Source organism: Leptospira sp. WS58.C1 (genome assembly GCF_040833995.1).
In the GTDB taxonomy this organism is placed as follows: Bacteria; Spirochaetota; Leptospiria; order Leptospirales; family Leptospiraceae; genus Leptospira_B; species Leptospira_B cinconiae.
In genome coordinates this window covers 199537-216853 of record NZ_CP162138.1, presented here as the reverse complement: position 1 = coordinate 216853, position 17317 = coordinate 199537, and the positions used below count along the sequence as shown (strand labels likewise).

Genomic DNA, 17317 nt, shown 5'->3' with positions numbered 1-17317 from the left:
GAATTACGTTCACGATATTTCTAGTAAGTAAGTTCTTTACTCGTTCTGTTTTTAATCACAAAGCCCGTAATGATCGAAATTAATTATCATACGGATTGTTTATTCAAATCTGTGTGGAACGAGGATAACTCATGTCATCTAAATTGTTTGTAGGCGGCCTAAGCTGGTCAACTACTGATCAAACCTTACGCCAAGTATTTGAAGTTCATGGCGCCATTCAAGAAGCCAATGTAGTAGTTGATCGCGAAACCGGTAAGTCTCGAGGATTCGGTTTTGTTACCTTTTCTGATCAAGATTCCGCTCAAACAGCTGTCGCAGAGCTCAACGGGAAAGATATAGACGGACGTAATATTGTGGTTTCCGTTGCGGAAGAAAGATCAAGGTCTGATCGCAACAAGAATAACAATAGAAAGCCTAGTCGCAATCGTTGGTAATCGTTTAAACAGCGTACCAACCCTGTATGCCGCCAGCCCAAATTTGGTTTTGGGTCTGGTGGTATCAAATCGATATTCGTTATTCGCTTCATACTTTCTGCTTTAAATCTTTATGTACTGAGAGCGATAAATATGATTTTAATAAGTAGGAATTTATATGGCCAAAAAAGGGAATTTATCGTTTATGAAACGGCAGCGAGAAATAAAAAAAAAGGAAATTAGGCAGGAAAAACTAGAAAGAAGAAAAATAAGAAATGAAGAAAAGAAGAATGTTACGCCGGAAGAGGAAGCACCCACTCCAACTGAAAAAGAACAATAACTTCAACGTACATTAAATATTTCGCATACCTTTCACCTCGCTATCTTACATCGGCGTCTCCTACTCCTACCGATATCCTATTTCTCTAATTTTTTCTGATTAACGATAGTATCGTAAATTGCTTCAAATTCAAAGTCGAAACTTACATCCTTAAGCCCTCATTCTTTCGCTGTATTTCCCGCCAGGTCTCATATCGTTTTTTGCCCTGGGACATTGCCAATCATCAGTTGCAAAATTCCATTTGATAATATGTAGCGGATTGGTGTAGTAGTCCCAGACTTTCTTAACATCTGCCGCAATCGTAGATTGAATAGTGATTTGAGTTGAATCCATTTCAAGGGATGCAGCGGGTTTTATTGTTTATAGGGAAGCATTTTCAGCCCCAATTATGATGGCTGAATAAAAAAAATAAGAATCGAACCTCGGTTTTACATAAGAGTTCACCCTATGATTTCCTTAGACAAAGTAAGAAAGCTTGCATTAGCTCTCCCTGGAACAAATGAAGAACCCCATTTTGAAAAAATTTCGTTTAGAGTTAATAAAAAAATTTTCGCAACGGTGGATCAGGAAAATAAAAAGATCGTTCTTAAATTTGATCTGAACGATCAGGACTTCTTCTCATTAGCCTCTAAAGGCTCCGTCTATCCCATAGAAAATAAATGGGGGCAACAGGGCTGGACTTGCGTTGAAATGAAGTCCACAGATTTGGCTTTATTCGAAGATATGTTAGTCGTTTCGTATTGTGGTGTTGCTCCAAAACGACTTGTAGAAGCTGTTAGACAAAATCTAAAGCCCCGTAAAAAGACTTTAAATTAACTGCACAGGCTTTATAAAAGTGGGTCCGAACTAAATAGCTGGGAATTTTTTTACAAACAACACATCGTATGAATAAAGAAGTCCAAAAATATAATCATTCTCAAACCAAAGTTGAAAAAGAGATTTGTGATATTCTTTCCCAAGAAATTAATCTTCATCTTCCTAAAGCGGAAAATAAAATTTGGCATGCTCATCCGGTTTGGTTCTTGGATGGGAATCCGATCGTAGGTTATAGTAAACTTAAAAATTGTATTCGATTGCTCTTTTGGAGCGGGCAATCCTTCGATGAAGAAGGTTTGGCTCCCGAAGGAAGTTTTAAAGCGGCGGAAATCCGATATACGAGTCCCGATCAAATAAACAAAAAAGACTTAAAACGATGGGTGAATAAAGCAAAAAAAATCCAGTGGGACTATAAGAATATAGTAAAACGAAAAGGGGTTTTAGAAAGATTAAAATAATTTTACACTTGCATTGTTTTTGCAGATCTCTTTAATCATTTATTTTTTGAATGAGTGGGGCATTAAATTATGAATCCGTATGTTAAAAATACTTTAGCAGTCATTATAGGGTTCCTCATTGGAAGTGTTGTGAATATGGCAATTATTACGGTCAGTGGGTATATAATTCCTCCTCCGGAGGGAGCAGATGTGACGACCATGGAAGGTTTAAAGGTATCTATTCATTTATTCCAACCTAAACATTTTATTTTTCCTTTTTTAGCTCATGCCCTTGGAACGTTTGTCGGAGCGTTAGCCGCCGCATTGATTGCGACAAATCATAAACTTAAGTTCGCTTTGGGGATCGGTACCCTATTTTTTGCAGGCGGTATTGCAAATATTCTAATGCTTCCTTCTCCCGCTTGGTTTACGATCGTAGATCTGGTCGGGGCTTATCTTCCGACAAGTTATTTTGCGGGAATATTGATCATTAAAAAAGTAAATTAGATCTTTCCTTGTAGCTGATCTTCTTCGGTCTAAAGGACTCCGGACGTATCTATGGATAAGATAAAAAACACATTCCAATCGATTGACGAATACATTAAAACTTTCCCGGAAGAGGTCCAGGCCATTCTTCAGGAACTCCGAAAAACGATTCGAGAGACGGCTCCGGACGCTAACGAGAAGATCAGTTACCAAATCCCAACTTTCTATCTGAACGGGAATCTTGTACATTTTGCAGCTTATAAAAATCATATCGGCTTTTATCCGGGAGCGAGCGGGATCGCTAAATTTAAGAAAGAGATCGATAAATACAAAAATGCAAAAGGTTCCGTTCAATTCCCGATCGATCAACCTTTACCTTTTGATCTGGTACGCAAGATCGTAAAATTCAGGGTGGGAGAATTTAAGAAGAAGGTCCCTAAAAAAACAAAAAAGAAATGAATCCCGTCGGGGTCTACTCAAGTCGTCGTCTTAGCGACAAACATCCGATTGGCGAAAAATCGCATTCAAAATCCTTGTAATAGTTCTTGAATTTTTCTCCGGAAGATCACAGAATTGCCCTCTCATTTGGAGGAAATATAGAATGGGATCTGAAAACGTTTCGAAAGGTCAGCTTTGGACCGGTCGAGTACTCAGTGGATTAGTTATACTTTTTCTGCTTTTTGACGGAGTAATAAAATTTTTCTTAGACAAATTGTCGCCTGAAGCTCAGGCAGAAGGAGCCAAGTTAGGTTACCCACCTGAAGTAATGCCTTACATAGGAACGATCCTGATTATTATCACTTTGTTATACGCTTTTCCTAGGACAGCAGTTTTAGGAGCGACTTTACTCACCGGTTACTTAGGCGGAGCCGTTGCTACTCATGTTCGGGTTTTAAACCCTTTGGGTTCCCATATTTTATTTCCAATCTATATGGGGATCATTCTATGGGCAGGAATTTATCTCAGATTTCCGAAACTAAGAGAACTGACCCCTTGGCAGAAATAAATTGAAAATTCACGATGCAGATGATTTTCCTAAGGAAACATTTGTATCGTGACTGTTCTTGCGATTTTCAGGGTATATTGATTAGTTCTGTTTTTCTTTTCAATTTGTGAAAGAATGTCGGAAAGAAGATCGGGGAAATTTGAAATATAGATCCTTCATACTCTGTTTTATATTCTTTTGTTTCAGTTGCGGCGCTACCATTCAAGTCGTTCAAGATCCTTTTCGAGACGTTATAATTGTCAAAATGGATATGGACCATGAAGCGAAAATAGACAATCCGAACAAAAGTGTTTATTCTTACGGTGGTCAATACGCAAAAGAAATTAAGAACGGAGTGATTTCTCAGATCACTCTGATTATCCGGCTTCAAGGTTCGGAAAATCTTGCCGCCTTGGGACCTGAAGCTTATATCAAAGTAGATCGCAAATCGACAAAACTTCTTTTAGCTGATTTGTATTATTCCGCCAATCAGGTAACCGTTCGTACTCAAGTCCCTGCAACTATGGCGCCTGGGATCGGCTTTGGATACGGTTATGGAACTGTTCCTACTGCCACTCGGACTTCAACCTTAACTTCTAATATTCTTTCCGGTAAATTGACTTTTACTAAGGAAATCGAAAATGATATTCTTTCCGCAAAATCGCTTCAGTTCAGATTGTACAGTACGAACGACGCGATCGACCTATTTGTCTCGGATTCCCAGCTGGAAAACATCCAAAAGTTTATAAAGAATAGGGGAGAAGTTTTAAAATAAGTCCTATTTTGGAGAGAACGCGGAGAAAAAATATGCCGCAGGTTTATCATACAATTGATAGAGCCTTAAAAATACCTCAACTTCTAAAGAAGTAATTCCTAATTCCACTTTAGAAATGAAACTCTGACTTTTCCCGATCTTTCGAGCTACTTCTGATTGAGTCAATCCTGCTTCGATCCTTGCCTGTTTCAGGGACTGTAAGAATTTTTTCTTTTGTCGGTCCGTAACTTTCAAGGATTTGCCTGGTATATCAAATTAGCGATAAATCTAGGATTTTTGCGAATCTAATTTTGATCATCCCACGGAATCTTCATTTTCGTTTTAACTTCCTTCCGATTTATTCCAAACCTTCCTTAAAATTCCTTGCCTCCTTTTTCCTTTCTTTTTTAACTCCACTAGATACAAATCCTAAAACTTTTGGTCCTGAACTATGACCCAAGAATTAGAACTTAGGCTTTTGCCTGAGATCGCAGAACAATCGAATCGTCTTAAAGAATATATTTCCAAATCCAAAAAGATCTCTTTGTCGAATATAACACATATCGAGGTCTTAAATCATTCCATTGATGCCAGACAAAAAACGGTCTTTGTAAATCTCAAAGTCCGAGTTTATATCAACGAAGAATTTATTTCCGAGCAGATACGTCTGCCTGACTATCCGGATGTCAAAAATTCCAAAGAAGTGATCGTCATCGGCTCGGGACCTGCCGGTCTATTCGCCGCTTTGGAACTGATCCAATCCGGTTTGAGACCGATCGTTCTGGAAAGAGGAAAGGACGTTAAATCAAGACCAAAGGACCTTCAGAATATCAATGCACATCATATTGTGGATGAGGATTCCAATTATTGTTTCGGAGAAGGCGGAGCAGGTACTTATTCGGACGGTAAACTTTATACAAGGTCCAAAAAAAGAGGGAATGTACGTCGTATTCTGGAACTTCTCGTAGGTTTTGGAGCAAATCCTAATATTCTAATAGAGGCTCATCCTCATATAGGAACGAACAAACTTCCTAGTATTGTCCGTAAAATAAGAGAAACCATCCAGGAAAGAGGTGGGGAAGTCCATTTTAATCAAAGAGTAACCGATCTGATTTTAGAAGGAAATTCCGTTAAGGGAGTAGTCACTAAGAGCGGGGATCGTTTTCTTTCCGATAAGGTGATCTTAGCTACGGGACATTCAGCTAGGGATATATTCGAATTACTATATCAGAAAGGAATAGAGATCCATTTAAAGCCGCTCGCAATAGGTGTAAGGGTAGAACATAAACAATCCTTAATAGATTCCATCCAATATAGTTGCGATGACAGAGGGCCTTTTCTTCCCCCTTCTCCTTATAGTATCGTAAAACAGATCCAGGGTAGGGGAGTTTATTCTTTTTGTATGTGCCCTGGTGGAGTGATCGCTGCCTGTGCCACAAAACCGGGAGAAGTAGTGACTAACGGATGGTCTTCTTCCAGAAGGGCAAGGCCGACTGCAAATTCGGGGATCGTAGTGGAACTCCGACAAGAGGATTTTCTACCTTTCCAGAAATACGGTCCCCTGGCTGCGATGGAATTTCAAAAGGAGATTGAACAAAAAGCTTGGATCGCTGGCGGAAAAAGCCAAACAGCTCCGGCAACCAGACTTGCGGATTTTGTAGACGGAAAAATTTCTTCCGATCTTCCGAAAACTTCTTATCCGCCAGGGATTATCTCTGCGGATCTTTCTTCCGTTCTTCCTAAATTCATAATGAAATCTTTGCAAAACGGATTTAAGGAATTTAATAAGTCGATGAAAGGATATCTGACCAACGAAGCTGTAGTACATGCTCCTGAAACCAGGACTTCCTCACCGGTTAGTATTCCCAGAGATCCGAAAACTCTAGAACATATTCGTATCAAAGGTTTGTATCCTTGCGGAGAAGGAGCCGGATATGCCGGTGGGATCGTGTCCGCAGCCATGGATGGAATTAGATGTGCCCAAGCATGTGCACTTAATGTTTAGAATATTATGGCTTAGAAAAAGAATTAGTTCCAAAAATTCACGAACCATGAAAAAGATCCAATTGAACTCTTGCCATTAATTATCCTTTTTGAATATACTTCAGTCTTTATAACCCTTTTCTCTACGGGCTTCTTCCAATTTTCGGATTACGTCTTCCGCTTCCTGTATTTTCTCCCTTTCTTCTTCCGGTGTCATTGTTTCCGGTTGGGTAGGGAGGGTGAGATTGTCCATTTGTGTATCGTCCTTTAAGAAAAAGATCCCGTAAGAGATGAGTCCGATGATCAATCCGGAAATAATACTGATCCTTTTGCCGGCTTCTAACCCGTAAAACAGAGTTAGAATGATCAGGAAGGAGAAATACATAAAGAAAACCAAATATACGATGGATCCGAAAATTCCGGTAAAACCGAAGAAGATCAATAACCCCAAGATCAAAAAGGAATGAGAAAGTTTGGAACTTAATTCTAATCCTCTATGGATATCGAATGAATAAGAAAGAATTTTTGAAATTATCCAAATGATCCCGGTTCCAACGGCTAGATAGATTATTGTAAATAGTAGCGCATAAAGGGTGCCGAAAAATAAATCAGGCAAGATCACTCTGGTGAGCATATTCGGAATGGAGCCGCCTAAAAACACGTATTGCAGACCTAAGGCTCTAAAAGAAAGATGTGCGAAAAAATAACCGATTAGTATAGGAATGGAAGTTTTGAAAAAAAGGATCTTATATCCCGGGAAAGAGTCTTTTTTTTGAAGTTCTTCTCTAGGAGAACGAAGAAAACTCCAGAAATTTTGAACAAAAGATGAGATTAGTTTCATTCGGATCCCGCAAATATTTACAGGGACCCGACCTAATGCAAGCGAATTAAAAACTAACCCAATGCGGTGATGTTGCTCGTATAATCCATCATAGTCGTGAATTTTACAGGAGCTCTTTCATATTCCAAAACCTCGGTTAAGGTCCTGAATCTATTTTGACCTGCTCCGATCTCTATATCGTTCCCTGTGAATTGAAGTGGATGTTCATATCCGCAGGCATGAGCGACGGATAATAATTCCTTTCTAAACCCTTTTATATAGTTTGCTGCCCTTTTTGCTTTTAATTCGACATCCAAACCTGCTTGTAACCATTTACTTTGTGTGGCTACACCGGCCGGGCAATGTCCCGTGTGGCATTTTTGGGCTTGGATACAACCGACAGACATCATTGCTTCCCGTGCTACGTGGATTAGATCACAGCCCATAGCGAATGCGACGATAGCTCTGTCGGGAAAACCCAATTTACCGCTTCCGATCCAGACAATTCTGTCGGCGATCTCGTACTTTTGAAAAATCTTATATACTCTAGCAAATCCCACCTTAAAAGGAAGAGAAACGTGATCGGTAAAGGTTAACGGCGCTGCTCCTGTTCCTCCTTCTCCTCCGTCGATCGTAATGAAATCGGGGCCTTGGCCTGTCTCTTTCATCCGACTCGCAAGTTCCTCCCAAAATTTAGATTCCCCCACTGCACTTTTGATCCCTACCGGAAGTCCGGAAGAGGATGCTAATTTTTCTATAAATTCGATCAGGCTTTTTGTATCGTCAAACTCCGTATGTGCGTTAGGCGATATACAATCCTGTCCGGGTTTGATCCCTCTGATCTCGGCGATCTCTTTTGTGACCTTTGCTCCAGGTAAGATTCCACCCTTCCCGGGTTTTGCCCCTTGCGAAAGTTTAATCTCTATTGCTCTAACATTCGGATTGGCATCTAAACGTTTTAGGAACTGATCTAAGGAAAATTTACCTTTTTCGTCCCTGGCTCCGAAATATCCCGTACCCAATTGCCAAACAACATCTGCTCCGAAACTATGATATGGAGAAAGTCCGCCTTCTCCGGTATTATGATAACAACGTGCAATCTTTGCACCTTTATTCAATGAGGAAACCGCTCTCTCCCCCAAAGAACCGTAAGACATAGCGGAGATATTCACAATGGATGCGGGCCTATATAGTTTCTTTCTATTCCGGAATTCTCCCATTACTTTAAGAGAAGGGATCATGGAGCTATCACCTTCTATAAATTTAGCTTTGCTGTCGGCGAAGGGGAAGGCTGCATGTTTGATGATCGGATAACCTGCATCGTATAATAATTCGGTAGTCCCGAAACCGAAATTATTATTCTGCATTTTAGACGTGGCGTAAACCCAGGATCTTTCCGCCCTGTTAAAAGGCATTTCTTCCTTGTCGTTTGCCACCCAGTATTGTCTAAGTTCCGGTCCTATTTTTTCGAATAGATATCTGATATGACCTACTATGGGGAAGTTATGTTTGATCGTATGTTTTTTCTGAAAAATATCATGGATAAAAACGCTGAATAAAAAAAGAAAAACGACTCCCGACCAAAAAAGCCAAGCGTGTTCATCTATCAAGTTTAGATATTCTGTAATTAGTTCTTCGGACATGCGCCGAAGTATAGCCGACAGGCAAGAAATTGCAAATTAGTTTTTATCGATCTGGATGATGAGTCTTGTGTCGATCGGTAAGATCGGAAAACTATCAAACATTTAAGACGAATTCTTTCTTAAATTCTTTTCTGGCCGTCATCCGAATTCCGGAAAATTTTTTACCATCTTGGATCACGAAACTATTACTCTTTACCCAATCCCCGGTATTGATAATATTCATTTTAGGGATACATAAAAAGTCGTGGGTATGACCGGAGATTAGGACCTTCTTATCTTGGTGGGTAAGTTTCGAAAGTTTTTGATAATAATGTAATGTCTCTTCTACTGTGCTTGGGTCTTGCCTGTTCAAATGTTTATGGTAGAAGTTTTCGGAAAATTTGAACATAGCGGGAAATGCGGATGCGAATACGTGAAGTATCCTTAAGACAAGAATGGAGCCCATCCAAGTAAATTTATTGTACTGACCTTGATGTCCATGGATCGCGATCAGAGTTTCGTTTTCCGCCTTCTCGCAGATAATCCAACCTCTTTCCATTAGATAATGTTCAACTTTAGGGGTCAGCCTCATCAGATAGGAAGTGGTATCGTGATTCCCAATTATATAATATTTTTTCCCGTTACCGGAAGCGAGCCTATCTAAACGTTCAAAAAGTTTGTTAAATCTTTTTTTTCCTTTTACTCTTTGTAACCTTCTATCAGCGCTGAAAAACCAATTTTCGATAATATCGCCTACCAGGTATAGATTATCGAACCTTACTCCCTTTTTGTTCAAATGATCCAACAGTTGGAATAATTCTTTATGTTTATGGGATTTGATCTTTTTATTCAGAAGATAATGGATATCGGAAATGAAAAACGCGTCGTAAAGTCTTCCTCTTCGAAATTTCATTTAGCGAAATGATACCTTACTTCCATAAGACGAAATCCTGTAGGATTGTCAACGGATTCGGGACTTAGATCGAGTCCCGAAAAATTTTCCGAGATGAAAAAACGGTTACATTTTCTAGGTGGGAGGTCTATGATCCCATTCCAGATTGAGAATGATGGTGCAGGAAAGAAGTACGCTGACCGCCATTGCAAATAACAATCCTCCATCATCGTCCACTACTATTCCTAAAAATAAAATATGCGATAATACCGCACCGATCATGAGTCCGAAACCTACTAGGGCTCCCACAAATCTGGAAGCGGGAAAGAGCAAAAGTGCTGCTACAATAAATTCTACGGAGCCTGTTCCGATCCTTCCCCAAGGTTCTATTCCCAAGGTGGAAAAGATATGCACGGATTCATCCTGTCCTGTGAATTTAAAAAATAAGGTCTGCAAAAATACAAGAGCCGAAAAAACGGAAAGTATCGTGGACAATCGATCCTTAACTGTTTGAGTCAAAGCCGGCATAAAATCTCCTTTATCTTGGATTCGATCTTATCTCGGATTCGTTACGCCGAACTCGGATTTATCTGAATAATTCGTCTATTTGGTTCTTATATTTATCCGAGACGACGTTCCTCTTCACCTTCATAGTCACGGTCAATTCGTCTCCAGGTTCGAATTTTTTAGGAAGAAGGTAAAAATTGGATACTTTTTCGAAATTTTTAAAGCCGTTTTTAGAGGAAACTCTCTCTTTAATCTCTTTTTTGAATAATTCTCTCACGTCCGGATCGGAATTCGGGTCGGAAATCTCCTGTAATAATCTGGACTTCCAGTCTCGTAATTGTTTATCCAATACTTCCCAGTCCGGAACCAAAAGAGCGCTTAACGTTTTTTGGTCATGTCCCACCACCATTGCCTGCAGGATCAACTCGCTCTGAGTAAGAGCGAACTCGATCGGCTCAGGTTCTAAATTTTCTCCGCCTAAAAGAACGATTGTATCCTTGGCCCTTCCTGCGTATTTTAATTCTCCTTGAGATGTCCAAAGAAGAAGGTCCCCTGAATTCAACCATCCGTCCTTCATGGTCTCTGCAGTTTTTTCAGGATCCAAATAATATCCCTGCATGATATGGCCGCCCTTATGCCAGGCAATCCCTTTCACCCCCGGTTCGTGTATTTCTTCTCCCTTCTCATCTAGAATCTTTATTTCCACTCCGGGGATACATTTTCCCAAGGTGCCTACGGTGATCCTACCCAGTCGTCTTCTGGTGGAAGCTCCGCTGGTTTCCGTCATTCCGTATCCTTCTAAGATCGGAATTCCGATCGAATTAAAAAATCTGTCTATATATTCCGGGAGCGCTCCCGCTCCGGAGATCGCAAATTTCAATTTTCCACCGAGGCTTTTTCGTATTTTAGAAAATAACAATTGAGCCAGTATATTCGGAACGAACCATAAAAATGTACCGAATAGTCCGCTCATTCTGTGAAAAAGTTCTCCGAAAAAAGACCTTGGTTTTAAAGAAAACTCCAAACCCAGAAACCTACTTTTATACTTATAATAAGAATTCGCTATGGATTGGAAAGTTTTGAAGATAAATTTTGCGACAGGAGAAGCGTCCTTGAGTTTGTCTTGGACCTTATTGTAAAAACTTTCCCATACTCTAGGCACGGAAAGTAGGAAGGTAGGTTTTATATCCTGAAGATCCTGACCCAAACTCGAAATCGAAGTAAATGCCTCCGATGCTCCTGCTCGTATGCAAGCCGTTTCGATCAATCTTTCCGCGATATGCCAGGGAGGAAGATAAGCCATAGTCCTATCTTCGGGAGTGATACGAACGTCATCCAAGGCCAAAGACATGTTTACGTTAAACACAATGTTCCGATGGGACAGCATAACTCCCTTCGGGCGACCGGTGGTCCCGGAAGTATAAACGATCGTTGCCAGATCCGATTCTTGGATGGATTCTCCTCTATAATGAAATTCTAATTCTCCTTTTTCTTGGATCCATCTGTCCCCCAAAGAGACTAGATCATCCAAATGTAAAAGTTTGAATGGAAATCTTTGCTCGGAATGATGAGAAGATTCGAATAGTATGACCGTCTTCAGATAAGGGAATGACGTAAAAGAAGAGCCAAGTTTGCGGACTACTCCCATATTCCCGGCAAAACAAATTTCTGCTTTGGAATGGTTAAGTATATAGATTAGATCCTCAAGTGTGGAATCGGTTCCTCTAGGTACATCCACACTTCCGATATTCGTGATTCCCATACTCGCCCAAATCCAGCGATGCCCGGAATCGGCGATCAAACCCACATTCTCTCCTTTTTTCACCCCGATAGAAACCAGACCCAAACCGATCCTAGTTACTATATCACCTAGCTCTTTAAAACTTACCGATTTATAGGTTTTACCGTCCGGTTTAAAGAATTGAGCAGGATGTTCTTTAAAAGCCTCCGTAGAAGACCTTAAAGTCCAATATAATGTCTGAGAGTTGAGAAAGGGGAGTTTGAGAGGTTCCATGCGGGGACCGATTTTAATCCCGACTGGGCCGAGGGTCCAGGAAAAATTAAATTTTCATGATTTTCCGGTATACCTTTCTCGAACGATTGTTTCGGAAAGGGTCAATGACGTATATGATTTCGACCGAATGCCTTGGAATCGTATAGGTTTTTATCGGCTAATCCTAATAATTCTTGGTAAGAATGGATATCACGATCCGTATTACTGGAAACACCTATGGAAACAGTGACCCTAGTAAAAGTACTTTCCGAATGAGGTATCCCCATATCCTCCACCGTCTGTAACATGTTCAGGGCGACTACGATCGCCCCTTCTACGGGAGTATCCGGAAGAATGACAGAAAATTCTTCTCCTCCATATCTTGCGATCATATCGGAAGAACGATTCAGACATTCTTTTAAAGCTTGGGCCACTTGGCAGAGCACCTGGTCTCCTTTTAAATGACCGTAGGTATCGTTATACGCTTTGAAGAAGTCCACATCTATCATTAAAAGGGAAAGTGGTCTTTCCGTTCGGACGGAACGGTTCCATTCTCTTTCCAATTCCTGATCAAAAAATCTCCGATTGGCCACACCCGTTAAAGGATCCATTAGAGAAAGTTCAAATAGTTTATCCGCTCTTTCTTTGTACTCTTCTTTTTCCTTTTGAAAAGTATTGATCCGGTCCACGAGTCCCAAGGAAAGAAGAATAACGTTACTCAAAACGCCGATCTTCAACATTCCGGAAGCGATCTCCTCCGAATCAAAAAGCCCCAGTCGATTCAGTGAGAATACGAATACTCCCAACAAACTGAAGACCCATGCGCTTAGGAAGATCCTCGCTTTTCTATCCTTTCGAACGCTCCGGACCAGAGAAACGATCATTAGCACTAGGATTTCCAAAATAGGAAGGATCGCCGTAAAAGGCATCAGGTATCTTAAAGGTACAAATACGGGTAGAATAGCGATAATGGACCATATAATCGTGAGTCCCCGGATGAATATATGTAGGATCGGATAAGTATCCCTGGTCTGCAGATACTCTTCCGCAAATAGGCCCAAAAAGATCATCGCGATACATGTGGCCATGATAAAGGAAGAATTTACGAATTTAGGGGAATTTGGGACCAAGAACCAAAAGCCGTATCCGGAGCTCATAACCAAAAAGTAGGTTACCGCAAAAATTAGAATTACGTAATATATATAAGTCTTTTCCCGGATACCTAGGAACAAAAAGAAGTTATAGAATATCATCACTCCCAAGGCGCCAAAATAAATACCGTTTATAAGTAAAGAAGACCTGGAAGAATGATCCAGATTGGACTTTGTAACTAGGTGAAGCGGAAGAGTGAGGGATCCTTCCGTCTTAACTCGGATGTATACTTCTATCTTCCCCTTATCTTCCAAGGTTAAGGGAAATACAAAATATCTCTCTGCGATTGGTCTTTCCTTGAAGGGAAGCATATCCCCGGTGCGGAATTCACCTTCTCTCCCTTTAGAATCTTTCCAATATACATCCACATAATCTATATGAGGATATTCTAAGGTTAGAAAACGTTCCTCCGAAAGAGCCTCTTCGGTTTCTACGGAAAACTTGAGCCAATAAGGAGAGGAATCATAGCCGAAGTTCGGCATCCTATCCGTATTTTTTTTGAATTCCACTTCGGAATCGGGAGCGGAAATATCCTCCCAGGTAAGAGTTCCTTCCAAGTCTTTGACATAAGAGATCTCTTCTCTGAGAGGGATTTTACCGGAAGAATGAGAATCTAAACGAAGAACAGGACCCTTTTCTCCGGCAGGATCTGCAAGTAGAGAATAGGGGAGGGTAAGAACAAGTAATACCACCCATAAAACAAGAGGAAGGCGATTCCGGATCCTGGATGTTGCGATTCTTTCGAATGTCTCGGAATCTTTTGGCATACCGAAAATATTCTTACCTACCTAGAGATGTCAAAAAACTTTCATAGAAACGATACGATTTTGACGGTTCTTCCAGATAAAATATAACTTTAGAGCTTCCGGAAACCTAAAAATTTATCCGAAAGTAACCTTTAGTCGGGGTCTTTTTTAAACTCTTTTCTATTTACGAATAAAAATTGAGTTTCACTTCTCTTACCGGATAGGGTTTTACCAATGACCGTCATCGCAGGATAAGTGGTCTTTTTGAATTCAGGAATTCTAATGATATATTCCGTATTCGTTTTTCTTTGAATGATACCTTCTTTCCCGCTGATTTTGATCGCCACCGACTTAGGGTCTAAACCTTCCACTATTACAGGAAAACTATCTCCCGGTTTGACCCAAGAACCGTCAGGAACTCCGAGTTGGATCTTAACGGGTGGAGATGCGCTTAAGATCGAATTGAATCTGGATTGAGACATTCCCCAAGTTACCAAGGATCTGTGAATGGTATAAGCGTACGTGCCAGGAACATTCTTCCCGGGATTAACCGTGAATGCCATTCTGTAACCTGCAGCCTTAGCTTCTTCTATCACTCTTACGTCGAATAATCCGAATGGATAGGCAAGATCTTGAATTTTTCTACCTGTTTTCGCTTCCAGAGTTGTTTTGGAATCTTTGAGTTGGCTTCTGATTTCCGCTCTAGACATTGCAGGCAATTTAGGATGGTAGACTGTATGAGAACCTAAATCGAGAACTCCACTGTCCAGAGCCTCTTTTAATTGGGCCCAGCTAAGATAAAATTTATATCTAGGATTAGAGATCACGGTCGGATAAATAAAAACGGAGGCTCTCATTCCGTATTTTTTTAATAGCGGGACTAGAACATCTCTATGGGTTAAGGATCCGTCATCAAATGTTAAAAGAACAGGACGAGCAGGAAAATCGGAACCTGCTTTTCCTTGCTGGTATTGGTAGAATTGGTCCAAGCTGATCGTTTGGTAACCTAAAGCCTTGAGAAACTTAAACTGCTCCTCTAAAAGGCTAGGATCTAGATTGTATCCGCCCATTGGATCTTGGTTTCCAACCAAGTGATGATAACAAAGAACAGGGATCCCTTTTCCATGGCCCAGTTCCGCATTAATATTTTGGGTATTCGTATCGTATTGCGTTTTAGGAGGAAGTTCCGAAACTCCAGGAAGGGAATTTTCGTACTTTTTAGAAGCGGTTTCCTTCTCTTTAATCTCCTGTTTTTCCTTTTTAGAGACCTTATTTTTCCCTTTTTTCCTGCGTTGGACTCGCTTAGGTTTTTGGGAAGAGGCATCCACGGAAGCTACGGACTCTTCTTTTTCTTTTTTAATCTTCGTTTCCACTTTAGGGGAAGGCGATGACGTTTCTTCCGATCTAGGAATTTCTCTTTTAGGAGAAGAAGGTTTTGGGTCTTCTTCCTGTTGGTTCGTTTTGGATTTACTGTCGGAACTTAAAAATTCACGGACGGGCCCTGCAGAAAGTATCGAAGAAGTGAAGATCGCTAGAAAGAGTAGAATGGAAAAACGGATGATTTTTTTGTACATTGGAATGGATCAGTTCCAAGATTCTCTCCGGCGGATGACGCGCAACATTTTACCAAAACCGGAAGTAAGGTAAAAGCCTATAAAATAAGGAAGAGATTCGTCTTGAGAAGGGAATTTTAGGAGATTCTCTCCTGAAATTTATTGACAAAGCCCGCCTTTCGGAAAGATCGGCGGGCTAGAATATTATTTTTTCCCTTTTTCTTTGATCAAACGTTTCAGTACGGACTCTGAATGACCGCTGAGTTTGATCACCGCAGCTTTACTAGGTTTTTTCTTTTCCAGTTCTAACAGAATGGAAGAAAAACGGAACTTTCTCCGAATATGGTTCACAGCCGGGATGGATGTTTTAAAAATCCTAGCCAGCTCATGATCCGCATTTCCTTCTTGGTTCAGGTCGTAAAATTTAGAAAGTTTAGCCTCGTCCCAAACGATCTTATCGTCCGTCTTATAGTAGTTATGGTATTCTAGACGACGGCTGTTTCTTTCGTAAGAACCTTTGTTTCTTTTTTCTCTCCAAAAAGGATGCCTATTCCTTGCATATTTTATGTCATCTATTGAATAACCTGATTTATTTAACCATTCTGTGGTAATACTGGACTTCTTTGGTCCTTCTAGTTTTGATTTAATGGAAAATTCAATGTACTGCTCTGGCGTTTTCGCAGAGAGAAGTTTCTTTTTTTCCTTTTCGTAATCCATGTCCTTGCCTTGCGATTTCTAGTGCACCGTCAGGTGTTATTTTATTTGTAAGTCGGTGGATAGTGTTCCTTACCTGGATCAATACCGAAACTCTTTTTCAAATTGCGGTAGGAAAAAACAAAAAGCTCCTTCGCCTGTTCCGGGCAATGCCGAAGAGAATCGCAAAACCTCCTTTAAAGTATACTAAACAAATCTGTGACTCAAATGCTCTTCCAAAGTTTGTCCCTCGAAGGACGACAGGAAGCAGTTAGTCGGACCTCAGCCTCATACAGAAATATCAAATGTTAGAAAGTTTGTGCACGATCCATTATTATTAATCGAAGTATGGAACAACTACGTTTTTCTGTCTCAGTTCCGACGAATAATAACGTGTTTCTTCCTTTCTTGTTTCTAACATGTATTAGACTTCGGTTTTTCGTTTTAGAAGTAATTCTATCTTTCCTAAAAAAAGAAACCGGCAAAAATGACTGAGGTCTTAATAGAGGTTAGTCGCCATGTTATTCAGAATTTCAAATAAAGGCGGAATTAGAGTAGTTACGGCTTATTTATGCCTTTTTTTCTCAATGAACATCTCCGTTATTGCTCATGAAGAAGGAGCGCCTCACTCACATACGAACCAATGTCGCGAAGACAAAGAAAAATATTGTAAGGAAATTCCCAAAGGAGATATTCTTTCTTGTTTGAAAAAGAATGAGGAAAACCTTTCGGAAGAATGTAGAGAATTGTTACAGGAAGTCAGGAATAAGGCAAGAATGAGAATGGAGGCTTGTAAAGAAGAGAAGGAAAAATATTGCTCCGATCGAGGAACAGCGGTTATCCGCTGTCTCCAAGAGAATAAAAATGTTTTAGGAGAAAAATGTAAGTCCACATTATTCTCCGCTTCCAAGTAGGAAGTCGCCAATCCAAACTCGCTTCTTACGGGACTGTATACAAAAGATCCCCTTAGGTATAGTTGGCAACGTTTCGTGAGACCCAAGTTAGGCGAAGTTCGCCAAGACGTCGAAGTTACTACAAAATCCGGAACATTTTTCAGGGCAACCTGTGTGCTTTCTCGGGAACCGTTTTCCTATAAGAGGCCCACTTCCCTAACTTCCGATAATC

Annotated in this window: 19 protein-coding genes and 1 pseudogene; 10 read left to right on the top strand and 10 right to left on the bottom strand. The window is 40.4% G+C overall.

Going from position 1 to position 17317, the window contains the following annotated elements:
* Positions 1-131: 131 nt before the first annotated feature.
* Positions 132-434, top strand: a complete 303-nt coding sequence (locus AB3N61_RS18025) for an RNA recognition motif domain-containing protein (protein WP_036089840.1) — start codon at positions 132-134, stop codon at positions 432-434.
* Between the two features lie 157 nt (positions 435-591).
* A complete protein-coding gene (locus tag AB3N61_RS18020) occupies positions 592-753 on the top strand; it encodes a hypothetical protein (protein WP_020770005.1) in 162 nt (53 codons plus the stop codon).
* Positions 754-845: 92 nt separating this feature from the next.
* Here the strand turns inward: AB3N61_RS18020 and AB3N61_RS18015 are convergent.
* Positions 846-1086: pseudogene (locus AB3N61_RS18015) on the bottom strand (SRPBCC domain-containing protein); the annotation flags it as partial.
* 114 nt (positions 1087-1200) lie between these two features.
* Here AB3N61_RS18015 and AB3N61_RS18010 point away from each other — a divergent pair.
* The 6 genes from AB3N61_RS18010 (at position 1201) to AB3N61_RS17985 (ending at position 4252) form a co-directional block, all read left to right on the top strand.
* Positions 1201-1569 carry an MmcQ/YjbR family DNA-binding protein gene (locus AB3N61_RS18010; RefSeq protein ID WP_020770121.1) on the top strand — a complete coding sequence of 123 codons (369 nt, stop codon included), beginning with the start codon at positions 1201-1203 and terminating at the stop codon, positions 1567-1569.
* Between the two features lie 68 nt (positions 1570-1637).
* Positions 1638-2027: a DUF1801 domain-containing protein gene (locus AB3N61_RS18005; protein WP_020769921.1), complete on the top strand. Its 390-nt coding sequence runs from the start codon at positions 1638-1640 to the stop codon at positions 2025-2027.
* A gap of 69 nt (positions 2028-2096) precedes the next feature.
* On the top strand, positions 2097-2513 hold the full coding sequence (locus tag AB3N61_RS18000; protein ID WP_036089837.1) for a hypothetical protein: 417 nt from the start codon (positions 2097-2099) through the stop codon (positions 2511-2513).
* 51 nt (positions 2514-2564) lie between these two features.
* Entirely contained in the window at positions 2565-2951 is a 387-nt protein-coding gene (locus AB3N61_RS17995) for an iron chaperone (RefSeq protein ID WP_367899137.1), read from the top strand.
* Positions 2952-3093: 142 nt separating this feature from the next.
* The gene (locus tag AB3N61_RS17990; RefSeq protein ID WP_367899136.1) at positions 3094-3498 is read left to right on the top strand and encodes a DoxX family protein; all 405 of its coding nucleotides are present in this window, start codon (positions 3094-3096) and stop codon (positions 3496-3498) included.
* 250 nt (positions 3499-3748) lie between these two features.
* Positions 3749-4252 (top strand): hypothetical protein, encoded by a 504-nt coding sequence (locus tag AB3N61_RS17985; protein WP_367899135.1) that lies wholly within the window; start codon positions 3749-3751, stop codon positions 4250-4252.
* Between the two features lie 3 nt (positions 4253-4255).
* On the opposite strand, the gene AB3N61_RS17980 is transcribed toward AB3N61_RS17985, so the two are convergent.
* The gene (locus tag AB3N61_RS17980; RefSeq protein ID WP_367899134.1) at positions 4256-4486 is read right to left on the bottom strand and encodes a helix-turn-helix domain-containing protein; all 231 of its coding nucleotides are present in this window, start codon (positions 4484-4486) and stop codon (positions 4256-4258) included.
* Between the two features lie 196 nt (positions 4487-4682).
* Between AB3N61_RS17980 and AB3N61_RS17975 the strand changes: the two genes are divergently transcribed.
* The gene (locus AB3N61_RS17975; protein ID WP_367899133.1) at positions 4683-6236 is read left to right on the top strand and encodes an NAD(P)/FAD-dependent oxidoreductase; all 1554 of its coding nucleotides are present in this window, start codon (positions 4683-4685) and stop codon (positions 6234-6236) included.
* 99 nt (positions 6237-6335) lie between these two features.
* Here the strand turns inward: AB3N61_RS17975 and AB3N61_RS17970 are convergent, their stop codons facing one another.
* The 8 genes from AB3N61_RS17970 to AB3N61_RS17935 form a co-directional block, all read right to left on the bottom strand.
* The gene (locus AB3N61_RS17970; protein ID WP_367899132.1) at positions 6336-7055 is read right to left on the bottom strand and encodes a hypothetical protein; all 720 of its coding nucleotides are present in this window, start codon (positions 7053-7055) and stop codon (positions 6336-6338) included.
* Between the two features lie 53 nt (positions 7056-7108).
* Positions 7109-8677 (bottom strand): FMN-binding glutamate synthase family protein, encoded by a 1569-nt coding sequence (locus AB3N61_RS17965; protein ID WP_367899131.1) that lies wholly within the window; start codon positions 8675-8677, stop codon positions 7109-7111.
* A 94-nt stretch (positions 8678-8771) separates the two neighbouring features.
* Positions 8772-9569 carry a UDP-2,3-diacylglucosamine diphosphatase gene (locus AB3N61_RS17960; RefSeq protein ID WP_020769965.1) on the bottom strand — a complete coding sequence of 266 codons (798 nt, stop codon included), beginning with the start codon at positions 9567-9569 and terminating at the stop codon, positions 8772-8774.
* A gap of 114 nt (positions 9570-9683) precedes the next feature.
* On the bottom strand, positions 9684-10076 hold the full coding sequence (locus tag AB3N61_RS17955; protein WP_367899130.1) for a DoxX family protein: 393 nt from the start codon (positions 10074-10076) through the stop codon (positions 9684-9686).
* A gap of 58 nt (positions 10077-10134) precedes the next feature.
* Complete coding sequence (locus AB3N61_RS17950; protein ID WP_367899129.1) at positions 10135-12069, bottom strand: AMP-dependent synthetase/ligase; 1935 nt, start codon at positions 12067-12069, stop codon at positions 10135-10137.
* A 101-nt stretch (positions 12070-12170) separates the two neighbouring features.
* Complete coding sequence (locus AB3N61_RS17945; RefSeq protein ID WP_367899128.1) at positions 12171-13967, bottom strand: diguanylate cyclase; 1797 nt, start codon at positions 13965-13967, stop codon at positions 12171-12173.
* A 131-nt stretch (positions 13968-14098) separates the two neighbouring features.
* A complete protein-coding gene (locus AB3N61_RS17940) occupies positions 14099-15520 on the bottom strand; it encodes a polysaccharide deacetylase family protein (RefSeq protein WP_367899127.1) in 1422 nt (473 codons plus the stop codon).
* Positions 15521-15703: 183 nt separating this feature from the next.
* Positions 15704-16216 carry an LB099 family protein gene (locus AB3N61_RS17935; protein WP_257587962.1) on the bottom strand — a complete coding sequence of 171 codons (513 nt, stop codon included), beginning with the start codon at positions 16214-16216 and terminating at the stop codon, positions 15704-15706.
* 563 nt (positions 16217-16779) lie between these two features.
* Here AB3N61_RS17935 and AB3N61_RS17930 point away from each other — a divergent pair.
* Positions 16780-17106 carry a hypothetical protein gene (locus tag AB3N61_RS17930; RefSeq protein WP_367899126.1) on the top strand — a complete coding sequence of 109 codons (327 nt, stop codon included), beginning with the start codon at positions 16780-16782 and terminating at the stop codon, positions 17104-17106.
* The last annotated feature ends 211 nt before the right edge of the window (positions 17107-17317 follow it).